At 34.5% G+C, this 17,900-nt stretch carries 18 protein-coding genes; 10 read left to right on the plus strand and 8 right to left on the minus strand.

The features are described 5' to 3' along the window. The first annotated feature begins 81 nt into the window (after positions 1-81). Both IWX83_RS09975 and IWX83_RS09980 read left to right on the plus strand, forming a co-directional pair. The gene (locus IWX83_RS09975; protein ID WP_196829399.1) at positions 82-858 is read left to right on the plus strand and encodes a membrane metalloprotease; all 777 of its coding nucleotides are present in this window, start codon (positions 82-84) and stop codon (positions 856-858) included. Between the two features lie 232 nt (positions 859-1,090). Continuing rightward, entirely contained in the window at positions 1,091-2,578 is a 1,488-nt protein-coding gene (locus IWX83_RS09980) for an aminotransferase class V-fold PLP-dependent enzyme (RefSeq protein ID WP_196829401.1), read from the plus strand. Between the two features lie 193 nt (positions 2,579-2,771). Here the strand turns inward: IWX83_RS09980 and IWX83_RS09985 are convergent, their stop codons facing one another. Next, positions 2,772-3,641, minus strand: coding sequence for a lysophospholipid acyltransferase family protein (locus IWX83_RS09985; protein WP_073355315.1), 870 nt, complete (start codon positions 3,639-3,641; stop codon positions 2,772-2,774). 115 nt (positions 3,642-3,756) lie between these two features. On the opposite strand from IWX83_RS09985, the gene IWX83_RS09990 reads away from it, so the two are divergent. From IWX83_RS09990 to msrB, 8 genes are all read left to right on the plus strand, one after another. Continuing rightward, positions 3,757-4,395 carry a rhomboid family intramembrane serine protease gene (locus IWX83_RS09990; protein ID WP_073355316.1) on the plus strand — a complete coding sequence of 213 codons (639 nt, stop codon included), beginning with the start codon at positions 3,757-3,759 and terminating at the stop codon, positions 4,393-4,395. A gap of 51 nt (positions 4,396-4,446) precedes the next feature. Further along, complete coding sequence (locus tag IWX83_RS09995) at positions 4,447-5,136, plus strand: SIMPL domain-containing protein (protein ID WP_196829403.1); 690 nt, start codon at positions 4,447-4,449, stop codon at positions 5,134-5,136. A 223-nt stretch (positions 5,137-5,359) separates the two neighbouring features. Beyond that, positions 5,360-6,058, plus strand: coding sequence for a DUF2064 domain-containing protein (locus IWX83_RS10000; RefSeq protein WP_196829405.1), 699 nt, complete (start codon positions 5,360-5,362; stop codon positions 6,056-6,058). A gap of 42 nt (positions 6,059-6,100) precedes the next feature. Beyond that, positions 6,101-9,076 carry a TonB-dependent siderophore receptor gene (locus IWX83_RS10005; protein ID WP_196829406.1) on the plus strand — a complete coding sequence of 992 codons (2,976 nt, stop codon included), beginning with the start codon at positions 6,101-6,103 and terminating at the stop codon, positions 9,074-9,076. 170 nt (positions 9,077-9,246) lie between these two features. Further along, positions 9,247-10,236, plus strand: a complete 990-nt coding sequence (locus IWX83_RS10010) for a phosphotransferase (protein ID WP_196829408.1) — start codon at positions 9,247-9,249, stop codon at positions 10,234-10,236. 243 nt (positions 10,237-10,479) lie between these two features. Further along, complete coding sequence (locus IWX83_RS10015; protein WP_196829410.1) at positions 10,480-11,442, plus strand: nucleoside hydrolase; 963 nt, start codon at positions 10,480-10,482, stop codon at positions 11,440-11,442. Positions 11,443-11,579: 137 nt separating this feature from the next. Next, positions 11,580-12,212 (plus strand): peptide-methionine (S)-S-oxide reductase MsrA, encoded by a 633-nt coding sequence (gene msrA, locus IWX83_RS10020; protein ID WP_196829412.1) that lies wholly within the window; start codon positions 11,580-11,582, stop codon positions 12,210-12,212. A 5-nt stretch (positions 12,213-12,217) separates the two neighbouring features. After that, entirely contained in the window at positions 12,218-12,760 is a 543-nt protein-coding gene (gene msrB / locus IWX83_RS10025) for a peptide-methionine (R)-S-oxide reductase MsrB (protein WP_196829414.1), read from the plus strand. An 80-nt stretch (positions 12,761-12,840) separates the two neighbouring features. Here msrB and IWX83_RS10030 read toward each other — a convergent pair whose 3' ends face one another. From IWX83_RS10030 to IWX83_RS10060, 7 genes are all read right to left on the minus strand, one after another. Further along, a complete protein-coding gene (locus tag IWX83_RS10030; protein WP_196829416.1) occupies positions 12,841-13,530 on the minus strand; it encodes a haloacid dehalogenase type II in 690 nt (229 codons plus the stop codon). A gap of 14 nt (positions 13,531-13,544) precedes the next feature. Beyond that, complete coding sequence (locus IWX83_RS10035) at positions 13,545-14,573, minus strand: hypothetical protein (RefSeq protein WP_196829418.1); 1,029 nt, start codon at positions 14,571-14,573, stop codon at positions 13,545-13,547. A gap of 69 nt (positions 14,574-14,642) precedes the next feature. After that, positions 14,643-15,323 (minus strand): hypothetical protein, encoded by a 681-nt coding sequence (locus IWX83_RS10040; RefSeq protein ID WP_196829420.1) that lies wholly within the window; start codon positions 15,321-15,323, stop codon positions 14,643-14,645. A gap of 127 nt (positions 15,324-15,450) precedes the next feature. Next, the gene (locus IWX83_RS10045; RefSeq protein ID WP_196829422.1) at positions 15,451-15,999 is read right to left on the minus strand and encodes a carboxymuconolactone decarboxylase family protein; all 549 of its coding nucleotides are present in this window, start codon (positions 15,997-15,999) and stop codon (positions 15,451-15,453) included. Positions 16,000-16,088: 89 nt separating this feature from the next. Continuing rightward, positions 16,089-16,943 carry a helix-turn-helix transcriptional regulator gene (locus tag IWX83_RS10050; RefSeq protein WP_196829424.1) on the minus strand — a complete coding sequence of 285 codons (855 nt, stop codon included), beginning with the start codon at positions 16,941-16,943 and terminating at the stop codon, positions 16,089-16,091. Between the two features lie 71 nt (positions 16,944-17,014). Beyond that, the gene (locus IWX83_RS10055; RefSeq protein ID WP_196829426.1) at positions 17,015-17,284 is read right to left on the minus strand and encodes a hypothetical protein; all 270 of its coding nucleotides are present in this window, start codon (positions 17,282-17,284) and stop codon (positions 17,015-17,017) included. Positions 17,285-17,307: 23 nt separating this feature from the next. Further along, positions 17,308-17,889: a sigma-70 family RNA polymerase sigma factor gene (locus IWX83_RS10060; RefSeq protein ID WP_073355223.1), complete on the minus strand. Its 582-nt coding sequence runs from the start codon at positions 17,887-17,889 to the stop codon at positions 17,308-17,310. Between the last annotated feature and the right edge of the window lie 11 nt (positions 17,890-17,900).

The raw sequence follows: 17,900 nt of genomic DNA on the forward strand, positions 1-17,900 counted from the left end.
TTTAGCTAGGTAGTTTATGAAGAACAGCTACCTAATATTCCGTAGCTGTTCTTATAAATAATCTTAAAAATTAAAACAATAATGAAAAAATTAATTTCGCTATTTGCAATTGGTCTGTTCCTTTCCGTAGCATCTTGTTCAAAAGACGAGGATCCTTTAGATAACGCCGTTGTAATAAATCCCAATACAAATAAACAGCAAACAGGAAGCTCGGCAAACGATTTATTGTCGGATAAAAAGTTTAAGAGTATGGTTGTTGAAGTGGTGTATGTAAACGGTTTTGAACCTAGTCCCCAAGCAATTAGCAATTTTGTTGCCTTTCTAACCGCAAGAACATACAAGCCAGGCGGAATTAATGTTGTTAAGCGGTCTATACCATCACCGGGGAATGCGCCCTATACTAATGAGGAGATTGTAAGTATTGAGGATGCGAATAGAACAAGATACAACAATGCGGATGAAATTGCAGTTTGGGCATTTTTTGCAGATGGAAAATCAGATAACGATACGGACACATCCGTGATTCTTGGAACGGCTTACCGAAATAGCTCTTTTGTCATTTTCGAACAAACCATTCAAGGTTTAAGTAATAGTCCTTTCGAGCCCAACAGAAGTTTATTAGAAACAACAGTAATAACGCATGAGTTTGGACACATACTAGGATTGACAAATCTAGGTACGGCTTTGCAAAGCAATCATGAGGATGCGACCCATCCCAAACATTGTATCGAAAAAACCTGTTTAATGTATTGGTCTTCGGAATTAGGGGGCGGTATTGGAAATATGGTTTCGTCAGGTTCAGCACCGCAACTCGATAGTCAATGTATTGCAGATCTTCGAGCAAATGGGGGAAAATAAAAGTGCATTAGAATCAACACTTATTACAGAATAAAAATGCTTAAGAGATTTTCTTAAGCATTTTTATTTTTATACCCACAACTAGACTGCTACTATGAAAATAATACCCACGTTGAATTTCAGCGTAAGCAATTACTGTAGATTGTTATTTTTGTTTAAAATTCAGTATTTAATCAATTTGAAAAAGACTATTTACTAAAAATCAATATCTTTGAACTCAAATTAAACGCAAATGATTACCAAAGAAGCGCCAACACAATTAGAGCACTATTTTCAACAGTATCGCGACAACATAATCGGAATAAACCAAAAGTTTGAATCTCCTTATGGACAGAAACAAATTGTTTATACAGATTGGACTGCCAGCGGTCGATTGTATCGTCCGATTGAAGAGAAATTAATGAATCAATTTGGTCCTTTTGTAGCCAATACCCATACTGAAACCACCGTTTCTGGAACTGCCATGACCAAAGCGTATCACCAAGCGCGTCATATCATCAAACACCACGTGAATGCCAGTGCAGACGATGTTTTAATTACTGACGGAACCGGAATGACAGGCGTTGTCAATAAATTTCAACGTATATTAGGGTTGAAAGTACCCGAAAGCTTAAAAAATTTCATCACTATACCAGCCGATAAAAAACCGATTGTTTTTATATCACACATGGAACACCATTCCAATCAAACGTCATGGCTCGAAACTATTGCTGATGTGGAGGTTATTCCTTCAACAGAGGACGGTTTATTCAGCATAGAAAATTTAGAATTCTTATTAGATAAATATAAAGAGCGGCCTTTTAAAATCGCTTCAATCACTTCTTGTTCGAATGTTACGGGAATCCGAACTCCCTATCACGAAGTGGCCAAAATAATGCATCAACATCACGGACTTTGTTTTGTGGATTTTGCTTGTTCTGGGCCTTACGTGAAAATTGATATGCATCCTGAAGACGCTGAAAGTTATTTGGATGCTATTTTCTTTTCACCTCATAAATTCCTTGGCGGACCAGGAACTTGTGGTGTTTTGGTTTTTAATAAAAAATTATATCAAAATTTAGTTCCTGATAATCCAGGCGGCGGAACCGTAAGTTGGACGAATCCTTGGGGCGAGCATAAATACATCGATAATATTGAAGATAGGGAAGATGGCGGCACACCCGGTTTTCTTCAGGTGATAAAAACTGCATTGGCTGTTCAGTTGAAGGAGCAAATGGGAATTGATAATATCTTGAAAAGAGAGCACGAAATTGTAGATTATATTTTCGCAGCATTAGGAAATGTTTCCAATATTAAAATCCTTGCTGGACAGCATCAGGATCGGTTAGGAGTACTTTCTTTCTTTATTGAAGATTTACATTTTAACTTGGGCGTGAAACTATTGAATGATAAATTTGGGATTCAAACACGTGGCGGTTGTAGTTGCGCAGGAACCTACGGACACTTTTTATTGCATGTAGATCAGGAAACATCCCATAAATTAATTGACGAAATTACACTTGGAGATTTAATCAGAAAACCAGGTTGGATCAGAATGTCTATTCATCCAACAACTACAAATGCCGAAATTGAATTTGTATGTAACGGGATAAAAGCATTGGCCGAAAATCATAAAACTTGGGCATTGGATTATAAATATAATTCAGGAACTAATGAGTTTCTGCATAAAAACGCACAGCCTTTAGAAGAGGAATTGGTAAAAAATTGGTTTTCTTTATAAAAAGTATCCTTTTAATAAAAAAATCACATAAGGGCAGAGCCACAGAGGTATTAGTGAAATAACAGCCACAGATTCACAGATTTTCAATAATATTTTTTAATCTGTGAATCTGTGGCTAAAAAATCGAAACAAAGCTTCGAGGAATTAGACCAAAAGAGATTAAACACTATAACTATAAACTGCGAACAGATTACTATCTTCTGTGTTTCCATCTTTTATGCGTCCAGAAGTAATATTCAGGAGCTTCTAGAATTTGTTTTTCTACTTCTTTAATATACTGATTTGTAATTCCAAAATTAGGGATCGAATTTGGATTGTCACTAATAGGAATAATAGTAAGTTCATAATACCCTCTTTTCACTTTTTTCACTTTAGCAAAAATTACAGTCATATCGTATTTTTTTGCTAGCATTTCAGGTCCTGTATGAACAGGAACCTCAATTCCCATAAAACTTTCCCAGTGAAATATTCGATCCGCTTTGGGGGATTGATCACTTGCTAATCCGTAAACGCATCGAATATTATTTTTTTGATTTTCAGCAATTAACGGAATGGTCTTACTTGTGGAAACTAATTCGGTGTTGTATTTTGATCGAATATCTCTGACCAATTTATCGAAGTACTTATTTGCTAGTTTTTTATAGACAGCAACACCGCGCAAAGATAATTTTTGGTTCAGGGCAAGCAACCATTCCCAACTCGCATAATGGGAAGCAATAAGCATAATACTTTTTCCTTTATTCTCATATTCTTTAATAACTTCCAGATTTGTAATGGTAAATCGTTTGTTCATTTCGTCTGAGGAGATGGTCATCGTTTTTATCATTTCCATAAACATGTCGCATAAATGATGATAAGATTTCTTTTCGATAATAAGGCGTTCGTCATCACTAAGATGCGGTAATGCTAAAGCTAGATTGGAGCGAACTACTTTTTTTCGATACCCTATGATATGGTAAACTAAAAAGTACACTACATCAGACAGTACATAAAAAACACGAAATGGAAGAATAGAAATTATCCAAAGGAAGGGGTAAGCAATAATAAAAGCGAGTAATTGCATGCAATATTTTTTTTTACAAATATAAGTCAAAAATGTAGACTGATTTTAATTTTAGCTCAGTACTGAATGGGCATTAGAGAATGACTATCTTTACAAATCACAATAAACATACTTTATGAGTACCATTTTAATAGCAATAATTATTGTAAATGTTTTGATTAGTTACAAAGGTTTTAATGATCTTTCGTTTTTTAGAAAGTACGAATTTCATGTTGGCAGTATTCGTGCAGGAGAGCAAATCCGAATGTTATCTTCTGGTTTTCTTCATGCTGACATGACGCATTTGATTTTTAATATGTTGACGCTTTGGTTTTTTGCTCCAGTAGTTATTAGTTATTTAGGGAGCTTTTCATTTATTTTAGTTTATTTTGGAAGTTTAATTTTTGGAAGTTTACTAACGATGGTTTTTCATAAAAACGATTATGGTTATAGAGCTGTAGGTGCATCTGGAGCGGTTACTGGAGTTTTATATTCGGCAATATTGTTGCAACCAGATATGATGTTAGGAATCTTTTTTATTATTCCAATGCCCGCTTATATTTTTGGAATATTATATTTATTGTACTCTATTTATGGGATGAAGGCTAAAAATGATAACATTGGTCACACAGCTCATTTTGGAGGAGCTATGGGAGGTTATTTGATTACGCTAGTAAAAGAGCCAGCATTATTTGTAGATCACACATTGATGGTAGTATTATTGGCCATCCCGATACTTATTCTTTTTGTAATGGAGAAAATGGGAAAGCTATAGTGGCATAACTTTTGAAAAGGAATTAGTACAAACAATTAAATCAAACAAAAAATGAAAAAAGCACTATTAATTTTGTCAATGTTATTTATCTCCATGTCTTACGGACAAGAAATTAAACAAGTACCACAAATAAATGTAAGTGGAGAAGGAAAAGTTAAGGTTGTTCCAGATCAGGCTTCTATAGCCGTGACTGTAGAAACGAAAGGGAATAATGCTAAAGATGTTAAAAAGCAAAATGATGAAAAGATTGAGGCTGTTTTAAAATTCATCAAAAAAATGAACTTGGCACCAGCAGATTATAAAACACAACGCGTTTCATTAAATCCACAATATGATTACGAGAAAAAGAAACACAGTTATAATGCAACTCAAACTATAGAGATTTTATTGAAAGATTTATCAAAGTATGACGAATTGATGGAAGGTTTAGTAGACGAAGGAATTAACAGAATTGATAATGTTACCTTTCAATCTTCAAAATTAGCTCAACATCAATCGGAGGCTAGAAAATTAGCAATGAAAGAAGCGAAATTGAAAGCAGAGGATTATGTTTCTGTTTTAGGACAAAAAATAGGACGTGCCATGACTATCTCTGATAATTCACAAACCTATTTCCCACAACCTATGTATGCATCTATGAAAACCATGGAAATGAGTGATACTAGTGCTCCTAGAGAAACACTTGCAGTGGGAGAAATAAATATTACGGCTAATGTTACAGTTAGTTTTATTTTAGAATAAAGGAAAGTACAGCTTTTTAAATGAGCTAGTTTAGATAATATTTGTTGAAAACGGAACAGGATTAATCTTGTTCCGTTTTTTTTTTTATTCCTTTTAAACGAAATAGATGACTTAAAGCTTATTTTTATATCCAATATAAAGTCAATGGGTAACGAATGAACCCGTATTTGATTATTTTATCCTTTTTTTGTCAGTAATAACAAAGACTTTCGTCTATAGATTTATGAATTTAATAATGGATTATTCCAGCACCACAGCCATTCTGCTTTTTGCGCAAAGCGAAAAGAAGGTAAGCGCCTTAAAACCAATTGCTTTCTCCTCCAAGCAAAATGTTTTGTTGTGGAAGAAAATGAATGATCATAGTATTAAAATTAGTCAACACACCAAATTACCCTATTTTATTTCAAATGAAAATGATCAGTTGGGTGCCACTTTCGGAGAGAGAATAACGCATTCAATTGAAACTGTTTTTGCTAAAGGTTTCGATAAAGTTATTGTCATAGGAAATGATTGTATTGAATTGAAAGCCCATCATTTGCTTCAAGCTGAACGAGATTTAAGGCGGAATGATTTAGTTATAGGGTCTGATTATTCGGGTGGCGCTTATTTAATAGGTGTTACAAAATTGAAATTTAAGGCCGAGCTATTTAAAACTATTCCATGGCAAACCAAAAGCGTTTTTACTGCTTTACAAACGCTTTACAGAAAGCAATCAATCGCATATCTTCCGTATTTAAATGATTGCAACAACGCCTTCGATTTCAAACAAGCGACTCAAAAATTATCATTCTCTGATAGTTTTAGAAAAATACTACTTTCGTTTTTATCTAATTTTGTAGTTCAAATTGATTTTGAAACAAGATTATATTCTTCGGATTATCATGCTTTTAATTTTAATAAAGGGTCACCGTTTAACGTGTAAAATTTCCGTTTAACCCTTTTTTAAATTAATTATACAAACCAAATGAAGCAATTTTATATTTGGGCATTGCTGTGTATCTCAACAATAGCTATGGCTCAACAAGATTTAACCGTTTCTGTAATTGATGCAGTTACACAAAAACCAGTTTCTAATTTAGCTATAACTTTAGAAAACAAAAGTAGAAATTTACAAGTACGCCAAATTTCAAATACGCAAGGGAAAGTGATTTTCAGAAACCTAGAAGCGCTTGATGGATATCAAGTTAGTGCTGCGGCGACACAAGACTATAGAGCCGAAAGTTCGAATTTTATTGATATTCGTTCCAATCAAAATCCAAATGTGACGCTAGTTTTAAGAGAAAGTGGCACACAAGAATTAGATGAGGTTGTCATCTCGTCTGGATCAAATTCAAAAATAAATCGCCGGGATGCCGAAGTATCTTTTGAAATGAAAGCTGCTGAAATTCAAGAAATTCCAGTAGAAGGTCGCGATATCACCAGAGTTTTATTCCGTTTGCCTAATGTTTCGCAAGCAACAGGTTTCTTTCCAGAAGCGGCAAACGTAAGTATCAACGGAGCGAGTTCTCAATATACGTCCTATTTAATTGATGGAATGGATAATAACGAACGTTTTCTAGGAGGGCAAAAATTTGCAATTCCTTCTGGGTTTGTAAAAGATGTTACGGTTTTGACTAATAATTTCTCTGCTGAATATGGTTTAACAGGAAGCGGAATCATAAATATTACGCCACGTTCGGGTTCAAATGAAACTACAGGAGAGGTGTTCTTTATTACAAGACCTGGACCGTCTATAGATGGAAAATCAAGCTTTGCCCAAAGAGATTTGTCAGGAAACCAAGTTAAAAATGGTTTTTCAAGATATCAAACCGGAGCAGGAATAGGAGGCGCTTTTGCCAAAGACAAAACCTTCTATTATTTTAATTTTGAACATACTACTGATATCAAAGACAACTTGTTAAATGTTCCTCAGTTTGGGATTACAGAAACAGTAAGAGGAACCAATACATTTGATTATTTTTCGTCCAAAATTGACCAAATTTGGAATGCTAATTTCAACTCTTCCTTTCGTGCCAACATTGGTAGAGTAGATGTGGAGCGTCAAGGTGGCGGACTCGATGGTGGTTCGACTTTTAAATCTGCTGGAAACACTCAAGAACGGAATAGTGTTTTATTAGCTTTAAAAAACAGTTATAAATTTGGAAATTTTTCTGGAGAAACAAATGTGCAATACAGTCGTTTTAGATGGAATTATGCCAAACCATTTAATCCGAATAGTTCTCAAGTAACGATTTTAGGTGTTAATGATGAAACATTAGGGGTGATTGGTAACCCAGGTTATGTGTTTGATGCGATTGAAAATACGATACAATTGCAACAAAAAGTAAAATATTATACTGAAAAACATACCTTAAAAGCGGGAGTAAATTTTATCCGAGGGGATCATCAATTGTTTGGAGGTGGGAATCCAGTAGGAAATTATCGAGTAAAACTGAATCAAAGCCAAATTGATGCAATAAGAAATAGTGGTGTAGGCGGAGGTTTGAATGTGAATGATATTCCGCAAGAGGTACAGGTTATCAATTATAATGTAGAATTGCGTCCTACTTCTTTTGGTACCAATCAAGATATTTATTCCGCTTACATAGAAGATTTATGGTCGGTTACGGATCGATTGAATCTTACTTTAGGATTGCGTTATGACTATGATAATTTATCAAAAGGAGGAAGCGACAAAGGCGATTACAACAACTTAGCACCCCGTTTTAATTTTAATTATAAATTAGATAATTCCAGTAGCTTGCGCGGAGGTTACGGGATTTCGTATGATAAAGTAAACTATGCACTTTACAGCGATGCTTTGCAACAAAACACGACTTCACAAAGCTATAAATTACAATTAGAAGAGTTAAAAAGATTAGGAATTTTACCTTCCGACACTAATATTGATCGAATTACCTACAACGGAAACTTAGGGGCAACGGTCTCTGGGGTAAGTTATTTACAAGGGCCTTCTGCAGCCGATTTACAGGGACAGAGAGAGAATATCTTTTCTAACGAGCGCAGAATTTTAAATCCTAATGGCTATAAAAATGCCTATTCTCATGAATTTATGATGGGATACCAATTGCAGCTAACGGATGAAAGATTGTTTTTTGTGGATGTGGTACACAATAGAGGCGAGAATCTTACCCGTTTGCGCAATCTCAATGCAGCTGCTGAATATCCCATTGACCCTACTAATGTGGTCATTAGAACTCAGGCTGAAGCCGATGCGAGCCGACCAATTCCTATTACTAACGGAAGTGCGATCCTCAATGGACAAACGGTTACTGGAATTGCTAGAAATGTAATTGTTAGTGAAAACGAAGGAAAATCGAGATATTACGCCATGAGTTTAAATTATCAAAAAACTAGAGGTACCGATAATTATTCCTATCGACTGAATTATACATTGTCATCGAGTAAAAATGATACCGACGGAATCAACTTTAGACCTTCGGATGCGAATAATTATGCGAATGAATGGGGGCCATCAGTAAATGATAGAACTCATAATATTAATGGAATTTACAGTTATTATCCTTTTAAAGGAACGGCGGTAACTCTAGCTGGTTTATTGCAAAGTGGGCAACCAATAAATAGAATTCCGCTTGGTTTTGGAACAACAGATTTGAATGGAGATGGAGCTAGTTTCTCTGATGCGTATCAAGGAAATAGTGATCGTTTTCCAGGAGAAGGCAGGAATAATGATCGATTACCATGGAGTACGACTTTTGATTTAGGAGTGCAACACCAGTTCAAAATTACAGGAAATAATAAGTTAGAATTACGTGCGGATGTCTTTAATATATTTAATGCTGAAAATTTAAGCGGATACAGTAATAATGCGACACAAAGTAACCAAATTCAAGGCGGCTCTAGTGCAAGCGGATTGTTTACCCAAAGAAATGCTTCGCCTCCAAGACAGTTTCAGTTTGGAGTACGTTATTTATTTTAAAACGGCTATTCTGCGAGGAGTGTGAGATTGACGGGTTTTGAATTTAATACTATACTGCGTTAAGGATAGGAGTGAAAATCCTTTTTTGGGCTTTTTAGGCCAAAAAAGATTGTAGCGGATAGCCTGCCCGCCTTTTTTTGGCGGGAACGCCCCATTAAAAAATAGAAAATATGTTTATACTAAAGGCAAACGAGCCAAAAGAACTGGCTGCTTATTTATACCAACATAAATGGTTAACGGACGGTGAAACGATTGTTTCTGTATCCAAACCAGGTGAGGGAAATATGAATTGTGTGTTGCGAATAGAAACAGCCACGCGCTCTTTTATTCTCAAGCAATCTAGAGGTTATGTGGAGAAATATCCTCAGGTTTTAGCACCTGAAAACCGCGTATTAACTGAAGCTGCTTTTTATCAAAAGATAGCAAGCACTAAAGAAGTGCAGGATATTATGCCAACACTTTTGGGTATTGATGCTGTTAATAATTTAATTGTTTTGGAGGATTTAGGGAAGTCCAATGATTATAACGTTTTGTATGATTTAAAAGAAAAAATACCAGAAGAAGAGTTGCTGCAGTTAGTGCATTATATAAATAGTTTGCACCAAAGTTTTGAAAAAAAGGTTGTTGATGAGGAGCTGGCAAATGCAGCAATGAAAGCATTAAATTACGAACATCTTTTTGAGTATCCTTTTAAAGAAGACAATGGATTTGATTTGGATTTGGTTCAAGTGGGTTTGCAAATGGTAGCGATGCCTTATAAAAAAGACGCTGAATTAAAAGAAAAGATGGAGCGATTGGGTTCGTTGTACCTTTCAAAAGGGAAATGTTTATTGCACGGAGATTTTTATCCTGGAAGTTGGTTAAAAACATCTGATGGAATTAAGGTAATCGATCCAGAATTTTGCTTTTATGGCTTGCGGGAATTTGATTTGGGTGTATTGCTCGCCCATTTGTATTTGACGCAACAACAGGAGTCAACAATTGTTTTTGTAAAGGAAAACTACTCTTCTTTTGACGAGTTAAATACTACTATTTTGAATGGTTTTATTGGAATAGAAATTATGCGTAGAATAATAGGATTAGCGCAACTGCCATTAAAAATGGATTTAAAAACCAAAGTGGATTTATTGGCATTTGCTCGAGAATTAATTTTAAAATAATTTATTTTTGGATCTAAAGTCCAAAATTATGACGGATAAATATCTACATGATACAATCCAAAAGCTAGGAAATAGTACCAGATTTATGGATGATATAAATCAATTTAAATACCTTAATCCATGGTAAAAATTTATTTTAGATTTATGATTATGCGAATTCGATGACAAAGGAAATGATGAAAAGAAATTAGAAAAAATAAAAATTCGCAAATTCGTGGTATAAAAACGTTAAAAAAAAACAGTATGAAAATCAAAATAATAGTATTTACACTTTTACTTGCGGCACAATTGCAAGCACAAACCAAAGTATGGTTTGATACGGATCTTATGATTGGAATGCCCGATAAAACACCACGAGAAGTGGATGATGGCATCACATTGATTATGGCTTTGAAACAACCTCAAATCGATATTGTAGGTATTAGTTCGATTACCTATGTGGATTACAGCTATGATATTATCAATAAAATACTAAAATGGCATCACAAGGGGACAACAATTCCAGTGTATAAAGGTTCGCCAAATGCAGCTGATTTAGGAGTTGAAAATGACGGAACGCGAGCGTTGTATAAAGCTTTGAAGAAAGAAAAACTAACCATATTAGCGTTAGGACCCATGACTAATATTGCTACTTTGATTCAAAACCATCCCGATATTATTCCGCAAATCGAGAAGATTTCTATTTGTGCAGCGAGAACACCTGGCTTGCCTTTCAATCCTGGAAACGGAAAATTGAATGTGTTTGATTACAACTATGAATTTGATACTAAATCAATGGATGTGATTTTGAATTCGCCTATACCACTTGTATTTGCAGGCTATGAACCGAGTTCGTATACGCATATAGGAAACATAGATTTGGCTAGTTTAGATCAAAACGAAGAAGCTGATAAATGGCTGTTTGATATTGTACAACCTTGGATGGAAAAAAACGAGAAGTATTTTGGTGTTAGAGGATTTATACCTTTTGACTGCTCCACCTTGGGTGTGATTACCCATCCTGAATATTTTACGTATTACAGAGACATTCCTATTAAAGTAAATTATAAAAAAAACGATGCGCTTGAAGTACAACCTAAAGTACCTTTTAAAAATTTCCTAGAAGTCTCTTATAAATATAAAACCAAAAAGAAAGTGGATTACGCCATCAGAGCGTTGCAAGGTTTCGAAGAAAAGATTTTAGAGACATTGAGTGTAAAAAACTAACAAAACTTTAGGAATTGTTTTAAAACCAAATCTAGAAATCAGACGTATATTACTTTAGATTGAATTGCGGAGTACGCATAGTAAATAAATAATTAAAAATCAATAGAATAGATTCTAGAAAATAAAAACAATAAAAGATGAAAATGAAATTACTAAGTTATGCCCTCGTGTTGTTTACAATTATAAGTTGTAGCGCACAAACTGAAAAATTGTCTTTAGTGACTAAAAAAGGAAAGGCGGTAGCCGTTTTTGCATCTGGTTGTTTCTGGTGCACGGAGCACGTTTTTGAAGCAGTCGTAGGAGTAGATGATGCCGTGTCAGGATATACAGGTGGGAAAGTTAAAAACCCTACTTATGAATATGTAGGTTCAAACAGAACTGGACATGCAGAGTCAGTGGCTGTTTTTTATGACCCAAAAGTGGTTTCTTATAAAGAATTAGTTACGGTATTTTTTGCATCGCAAGATCCAACAACTCCCAATCAACAAGGACCAGACAAGGGTTCGTCCTATCGTTCTATTGCTTTTTATAAAAATCCTGCTGAGAAAAAAATTATAGAAGATAAGATTAAAGAGCTTACGGCAAATAAAATATTTGCTGCTCCTATTGTAACAGAGGTGAAGCCAGTGGTGGATTTTTATGAAGCAGAATCCTATCACCAAGATTATGTAAAAAATAATCCCAATCAGCCTTATGTGAAAGGCGTTTCAATACCGAGATACAACAAGTTTAAAAAAACATACAAAGGAAAATTAAAACCTAAATCTTAATAATCATGAAGCGATACCAACAACTTTTAATACTACCAGCTATAGCTTTTAGCTTTATGGCGTGTATGCAGTCCAATAAACAAGATCAAGCAACTGTGGAATCAACAACCACAAAACAACAACAGCCCATACTATCATTGACTGATACGTCATTGAAAAAAGTGGCTAAAACGGATGCCCAATGGAGAAAGGTACTTACAGACAATCAATATTATATTCTTCGTAAGCAAGGAACAGAACGACCTTTCCAGAATGAGTTTAATGACAATCATAAAAAAGGAAATTATTTCTGTGCTGCTTGTAAATTACCGTTGTTTTCCTCCAAAACAAAATTTAATTCAGGAACGGGGTGGCCCAGTTTTTATGCTCCAATAAATAATAATAGAGTTAAAGAAGTAGTAGACAAAAGCTTGGGAATGGTTCGTGGGGAAATAGTTTGTGCGCGTTGTGATGGTCATATAGGACATCTTTTTGATGATGGACCTAATCCTACGGGATTGCGTTATTGCATGAATTCTGGGGCCATGTTATTTCAAGAATCAAAATAAATTGTGGTTAATTATTTAGTTCAAAAAAAGGGCGTTTGTTTCAACTGAAACAAACGCCCTTTTGAGTTTTACGATGGATACTATTTGTTATAAACAGCAACTAATTGTTCTGCCATTGCTAAAATATCTTTCGCTTCAAAATCAGGTTTGTTGGACAAAGTATATACAGATTGTCCTTCACGAGCTATAAAACAAGTCTTTAAACCTGCATGCGAAGCACCGGCTAAATCCCAACCATGTGCCGCAATCATCAGCATATCTTTAGGTTGTATGGCTAGTTCTTTTGCTGCCCATAAATAGGTTGCTGCTTCTGGTTTGTATTTTTTAAGACCATCAATACTCAATGCCTGTTCAAAATAATCAGTCAAATTTGAATTGATTAATTGCTGCTTTAGTGCATGCGGTGGCGAATTCGTCAAGGTAATTAATCTAAAACCATGATCTTTTAAGATCTTCAGACCTTTCTCTACATCAGGGTAGGCTTGCAAGGTTTGGATTTTTGAAAGGGTCGCTTTAATTTCATCTTCACTAACTTTTATATGCAGGGACGTGGCCGCCATAGACAAGGTTGCTCCAGCAATTGTCCCAAAATCATGATACGAATCAATGCTATTTGATACAATGGAGTAATGCAATAACATACCAAACCAGATTCTAAATCCCTGCTCATTATCAAGGAGTGCATTTACCGATTTTTTTAAAGGAGTCATGTCGAGTAAAGTTTCGTTTACATCGAAGACGAGGACCGGTTTATTTTTGTGTGAATTCATTTTATTATTTTAAATTATTGGTACCATTTTTTAATAGTTTCAAGTGCAGGTTTTTCCTGTGGTGTGTAATCAATGCTATTTTTTGGCTCTTTATGATACGCATCAGCATACCATTTCCAGGCAAATCCGCCCGCAAACCAGTTCTTTTGCGTTAAGGTTTGAAACAAGGATTCGTAGGCATTGGCTTGCGCCAAATTATTAATTCCGCTTTGATTTTCTTTCCAAGGTTCTTTGGCTGCTTGGTCGGAATTGCGATAACCAAATTCTGTAAAGAGTATTTTCTTGTTGGTTTTAGCTTGCAGCTTTTCCATTTTTAAGATGTGTTGCTGCCAAGCTTCATTAAGATCAGCAACTGCGGGTGTTGTGGCATCAGATAAAGGAAAATACGCATCGATTCCGATGTAATCCAACTCATTCCAGAAAGGGACTTTATCAAAATCATCCCAGTTTGCGGAGTAGGTTAATTTCCCAGTGTAGATTTTTTTAATTTTCTGGATTAATTGCGACCAATATTCGGGTCTTTTGGCCACTGAATTTCCTAATTCCGTCCCGAAACAAAAGAGTTCTATGTTTTCTTTTTGCGCTAATTGAGCAAAATCAAGAATGTACTTTTCATAATCGGATTCCCATTTTTTCCATTCGGCATCCGTTGCAAAATCTAAATTTCCCGTATAAAAATTATGGTTTACCCAAAGATGCGGTTTTAACATAACCGTCATTTTATAATCATGTGCCAGCTGTTTACTAGCTATAATTCCTTCTGTTCTTTCACCCCACCATTGTTTTTTATTGTTATAATGAACAGAAGCATTTTCGACGTCAACAAAAGCATACGGAATCAAGGAGATCGAATTGATATGATTGGCTTTTAATTCGTCAAAAGTGGTGTTTTTTAACTCTTTGATGGGTGCGACCAAATTCATTCCTTTGTACTCTAATTTCGGTTTAAAAGAGATTGCGTCAACCATAGAGGAATGATAGAAAGAAAATCCGCTGGCGACGATCAGTAAAAATGCGGCGAGGATAAAAAAGGTTTTCTTCATAATCGTAAAGTTACTTATTAAAAAAGAGGATACTAACTTCTATGTGAAAATTAATATTTTTTTCAGGTTTTACAATCGCTTGATTTCCTGGTTAAAAAACGAATTTTTGTAAATAAATTTTACCGTTTGAACTGTGGCTAAAAACAAGAATAAAATCATAAAAATGGTATTTATATAAGAACTTATTTTTAACTGATTTGCTTCAATTAAAAATTGTCCAACATGAGCAAAGAGAAACATTCCTAAACCAGTTCCTAATAAAGCACCAAGTATAAATTTATTCGTAGTTTTTATTTGATCGTCTAGTTTAGCTGTTCTAAAAAGATAGATATAAATTCCAGACCAATAGGGCCATTGGATAAAATTTAAAAGATTTAGAAATACAGCCAATAGAAAAGGATATTGAATCAGTATTAGATTCGAAAGACTGACATTTTGATGATTAGCACTACTAGTCATGAAATATAAGCCAATGACTAAAAGAAAGAGTATGGTAAACAGGTCGATAAACAGTAATAATTTCCTTTGGTTGACGAGCCAGCGCGCTATTTTATAAACCATTTTCAAAACAAAATATTGAACAAAAATAATTCCTAAAATAAAGGAGAGTGATGCCCAATTCCCTTGTTCCAATAAAATTTGCAAACTAATTACGTTGGTATATCCTAGTGGTAAAGCGCCTAATAAACTAATTGAAAACCCTAAAAGAATTGGTTTTTTTTTAGAATGTAAAGCAGCAATCAATTTCATATTTATGTAGGCTTGGTTCAAATACAAGTATAGACATGCACATTGCTAATTCCTGACGACAGTAGATAAAAAAAACCAATAAGTGTTTTTGAGGCTTATTGGTTTTCAAATCTAGATAATTTTCAACTTATTTTTTCCAAGCTCTTGAAGTAAAAGGAGCTTCTAATTCAGGATTGGTAATATGGTTTGAATAATTACTGATTAATTTCACAGCAATACCCGCTAAAATTCCCAGAACATGTTGCTCTGTGTATCCAACAGCTAAGAAAGCATCCACTTCTTCTTGCGGTACAATACCTCTGTTTAAAGAAAGGGAACGAGTTAATTTTGATAATTGCTTTAATTTAGGATCTGCAATTTCTGAACCGTTTCGAATAGCATCTGTAATTTCTGTTGGAACCTTAGCCATATCTGCAAGGGTGCTATGAGCAGCAACACAATATTCACAATTATTTTCATAAGCTGCCGTTAGGAATACCACTTCTTGCTCTGTTGCATTGAATCCCGCATTGGCTCTAAAGCTATTGTAAGAGTAGATGTAAGCATCTAACAAAGCGGGATTAGCTCCCATGGTTTTATACATGTTGGGAACAAAACCAAAGGCTTTTTGTGTTTTGTCGAAAATCTCTTGTGTTATTGGAGAAATGGAATTGTTTTCTAATTTTAAATGTGCCATTGTATTTGTTCTTTAATTAATAGAATAGTTTTTATTAACTATACAAAGGTCCGATGAATGCTTAATTAAAACTTTGGCAGAAGGTTCAACTATTTGCTTATTTGGTCCAAACGGTAGTTTGAGGGAGAATTACTGAATTTTTCATGGAAAAGCTTAGAAAAATTAGCCAGATCATTAAAGCCGCAATCAAAAGCAATGGCAGTAATACGTTCTTCAGAAATACGCAAAAGCTCGGCCGCTTTTTCTAATCTTTTATTACGAATGTAACTGGCTGGTGTGGCATTATAATTTTTTTTGAATTCTCTTTTAAAGGAGGATAAGCTCAAATGAGTCATTTCGGCCAATTCTTCGGTGGTGAAATGGTAGTAGAGGTTACTTTCAATAATTTGCTTGAAACTATAACTGCTAGGAGAAAATAGCTGCGATAATATTTGTTGAATAAGAGGCGCATTTTTCGTTTGGCATAATAGCAGAATGATTTCTTTTAACTTAATAATCAATAAATCCTCATTAATAAGGCTTGGATTGTCAAAATAGAACAACAAACTCTCTATATATTTTTCTATTAGAAAATCATTGTTAATTATACTTAAGTCACTATTTGTATCCAGAATAGCAGGCTGTTGAAAAACTTTAGGTAAGTCTGTATCGTATATTTTTTTTAATATCTCAGGATGAAAATGAATCACAACAATTTCATGTTTTTGTGCTTTAACCGTACTTTTTATCTGACTGAAATAAGAACCACATTTTAATAAAACAGCATCATTTTGCGGGATAATCACTTTTTGATTTGGAGTGTCATAATTGATTTGTCCTTGCAACATATAGAGAAAGCAGGCTTCATCAGGCATTGGGTTTGGAATCTTAAAAGGCGATTGAATGAGTAGCTTTTCAAATATTTTTTTACCAAAGAGCTCGTATCGTTTTCGTTCTACTATCATTTTAAAGATCTTGTTTTATTTTTTTAATTGTTAGAACGTGTAAGTAAGAATTGCTAACCAATTAGAGCATATTAGATTTCTTTAATAGCTTTAATGATTTTATTTTTCTTGTCTTCGTCTAATTGAGACATATTTTTATTGGAATCAATTGCAAACCATTTACCTATGAGTGCATCGAGTAATTTGGATTGTTTTTCGTATTCATTACAAGTCCTGCACAGGGCTTTGTGCGCTTGTAATTGCAACTTTTCTTTCAACGTTAAAGGAGTAAACATTTGTTTGTCGATTAACTCTGTTGTCTTTTTACAGGGTCTCAACAATGTTCTCATTACTGTATTCATATTCTTCGAATATTAAAGTTTGGTTAAACCCATTTCAATTCCAGACATTTTTTTAGCAATAGCTTGGATCGATGCACAATCTGCCAATAATTAGACGCAGTAATTTCTAATTCCTGACAAATAGTTTCTGTTTTTTTATCACTTAAATATTTGGATGTTACGGCTAATTTCCATTTCTGTGGCAGGTCATCCATGCAATTTTCCATGATTGAATTGAATTCAGGATTGTCTAGTAATTCTTGGTCTTGATCCCAAGCGGCATTGATATCATTTGATTTCCAGCATCCGTACGTATTAAAAATTCCATCCGAAAGTTCATAACCACTATTTTCAGTCAAACTGAAGTTTTTCTTAGTGGTTCGAGCACTTAATCGATAATAATCAATTACTTTATTATTGAGTATGGAGAACAACCAAGTCTTAGGGTGGCTTTTGCCTTGAAAACTATCTATTTTATAGAATGCAGCCATGAAAGTATCTTGTACTAAATCCTCAGCAACTTCCTTGGAAGATGTTTTGAAAAAGGCCCAAGAATAGAGTTCATCACTAAATTGATTGACCCATTGTTCTAGAATTGATTTTGGATTTTCTTTAATTTGGTCCATTAATTTTACCT

Origin of the sequence: Flavobacterium sp. CG_9.1, from assembly GCF_015751645.1 — a bacterium.
Taxonomy (GTDB): domain Bacteria; phylum Bacteroidota; class Bacteroidia; order Flavobacteriales; family Flavobacteriaceae; genus Flavobacterium; species Flavobacterium xanthum.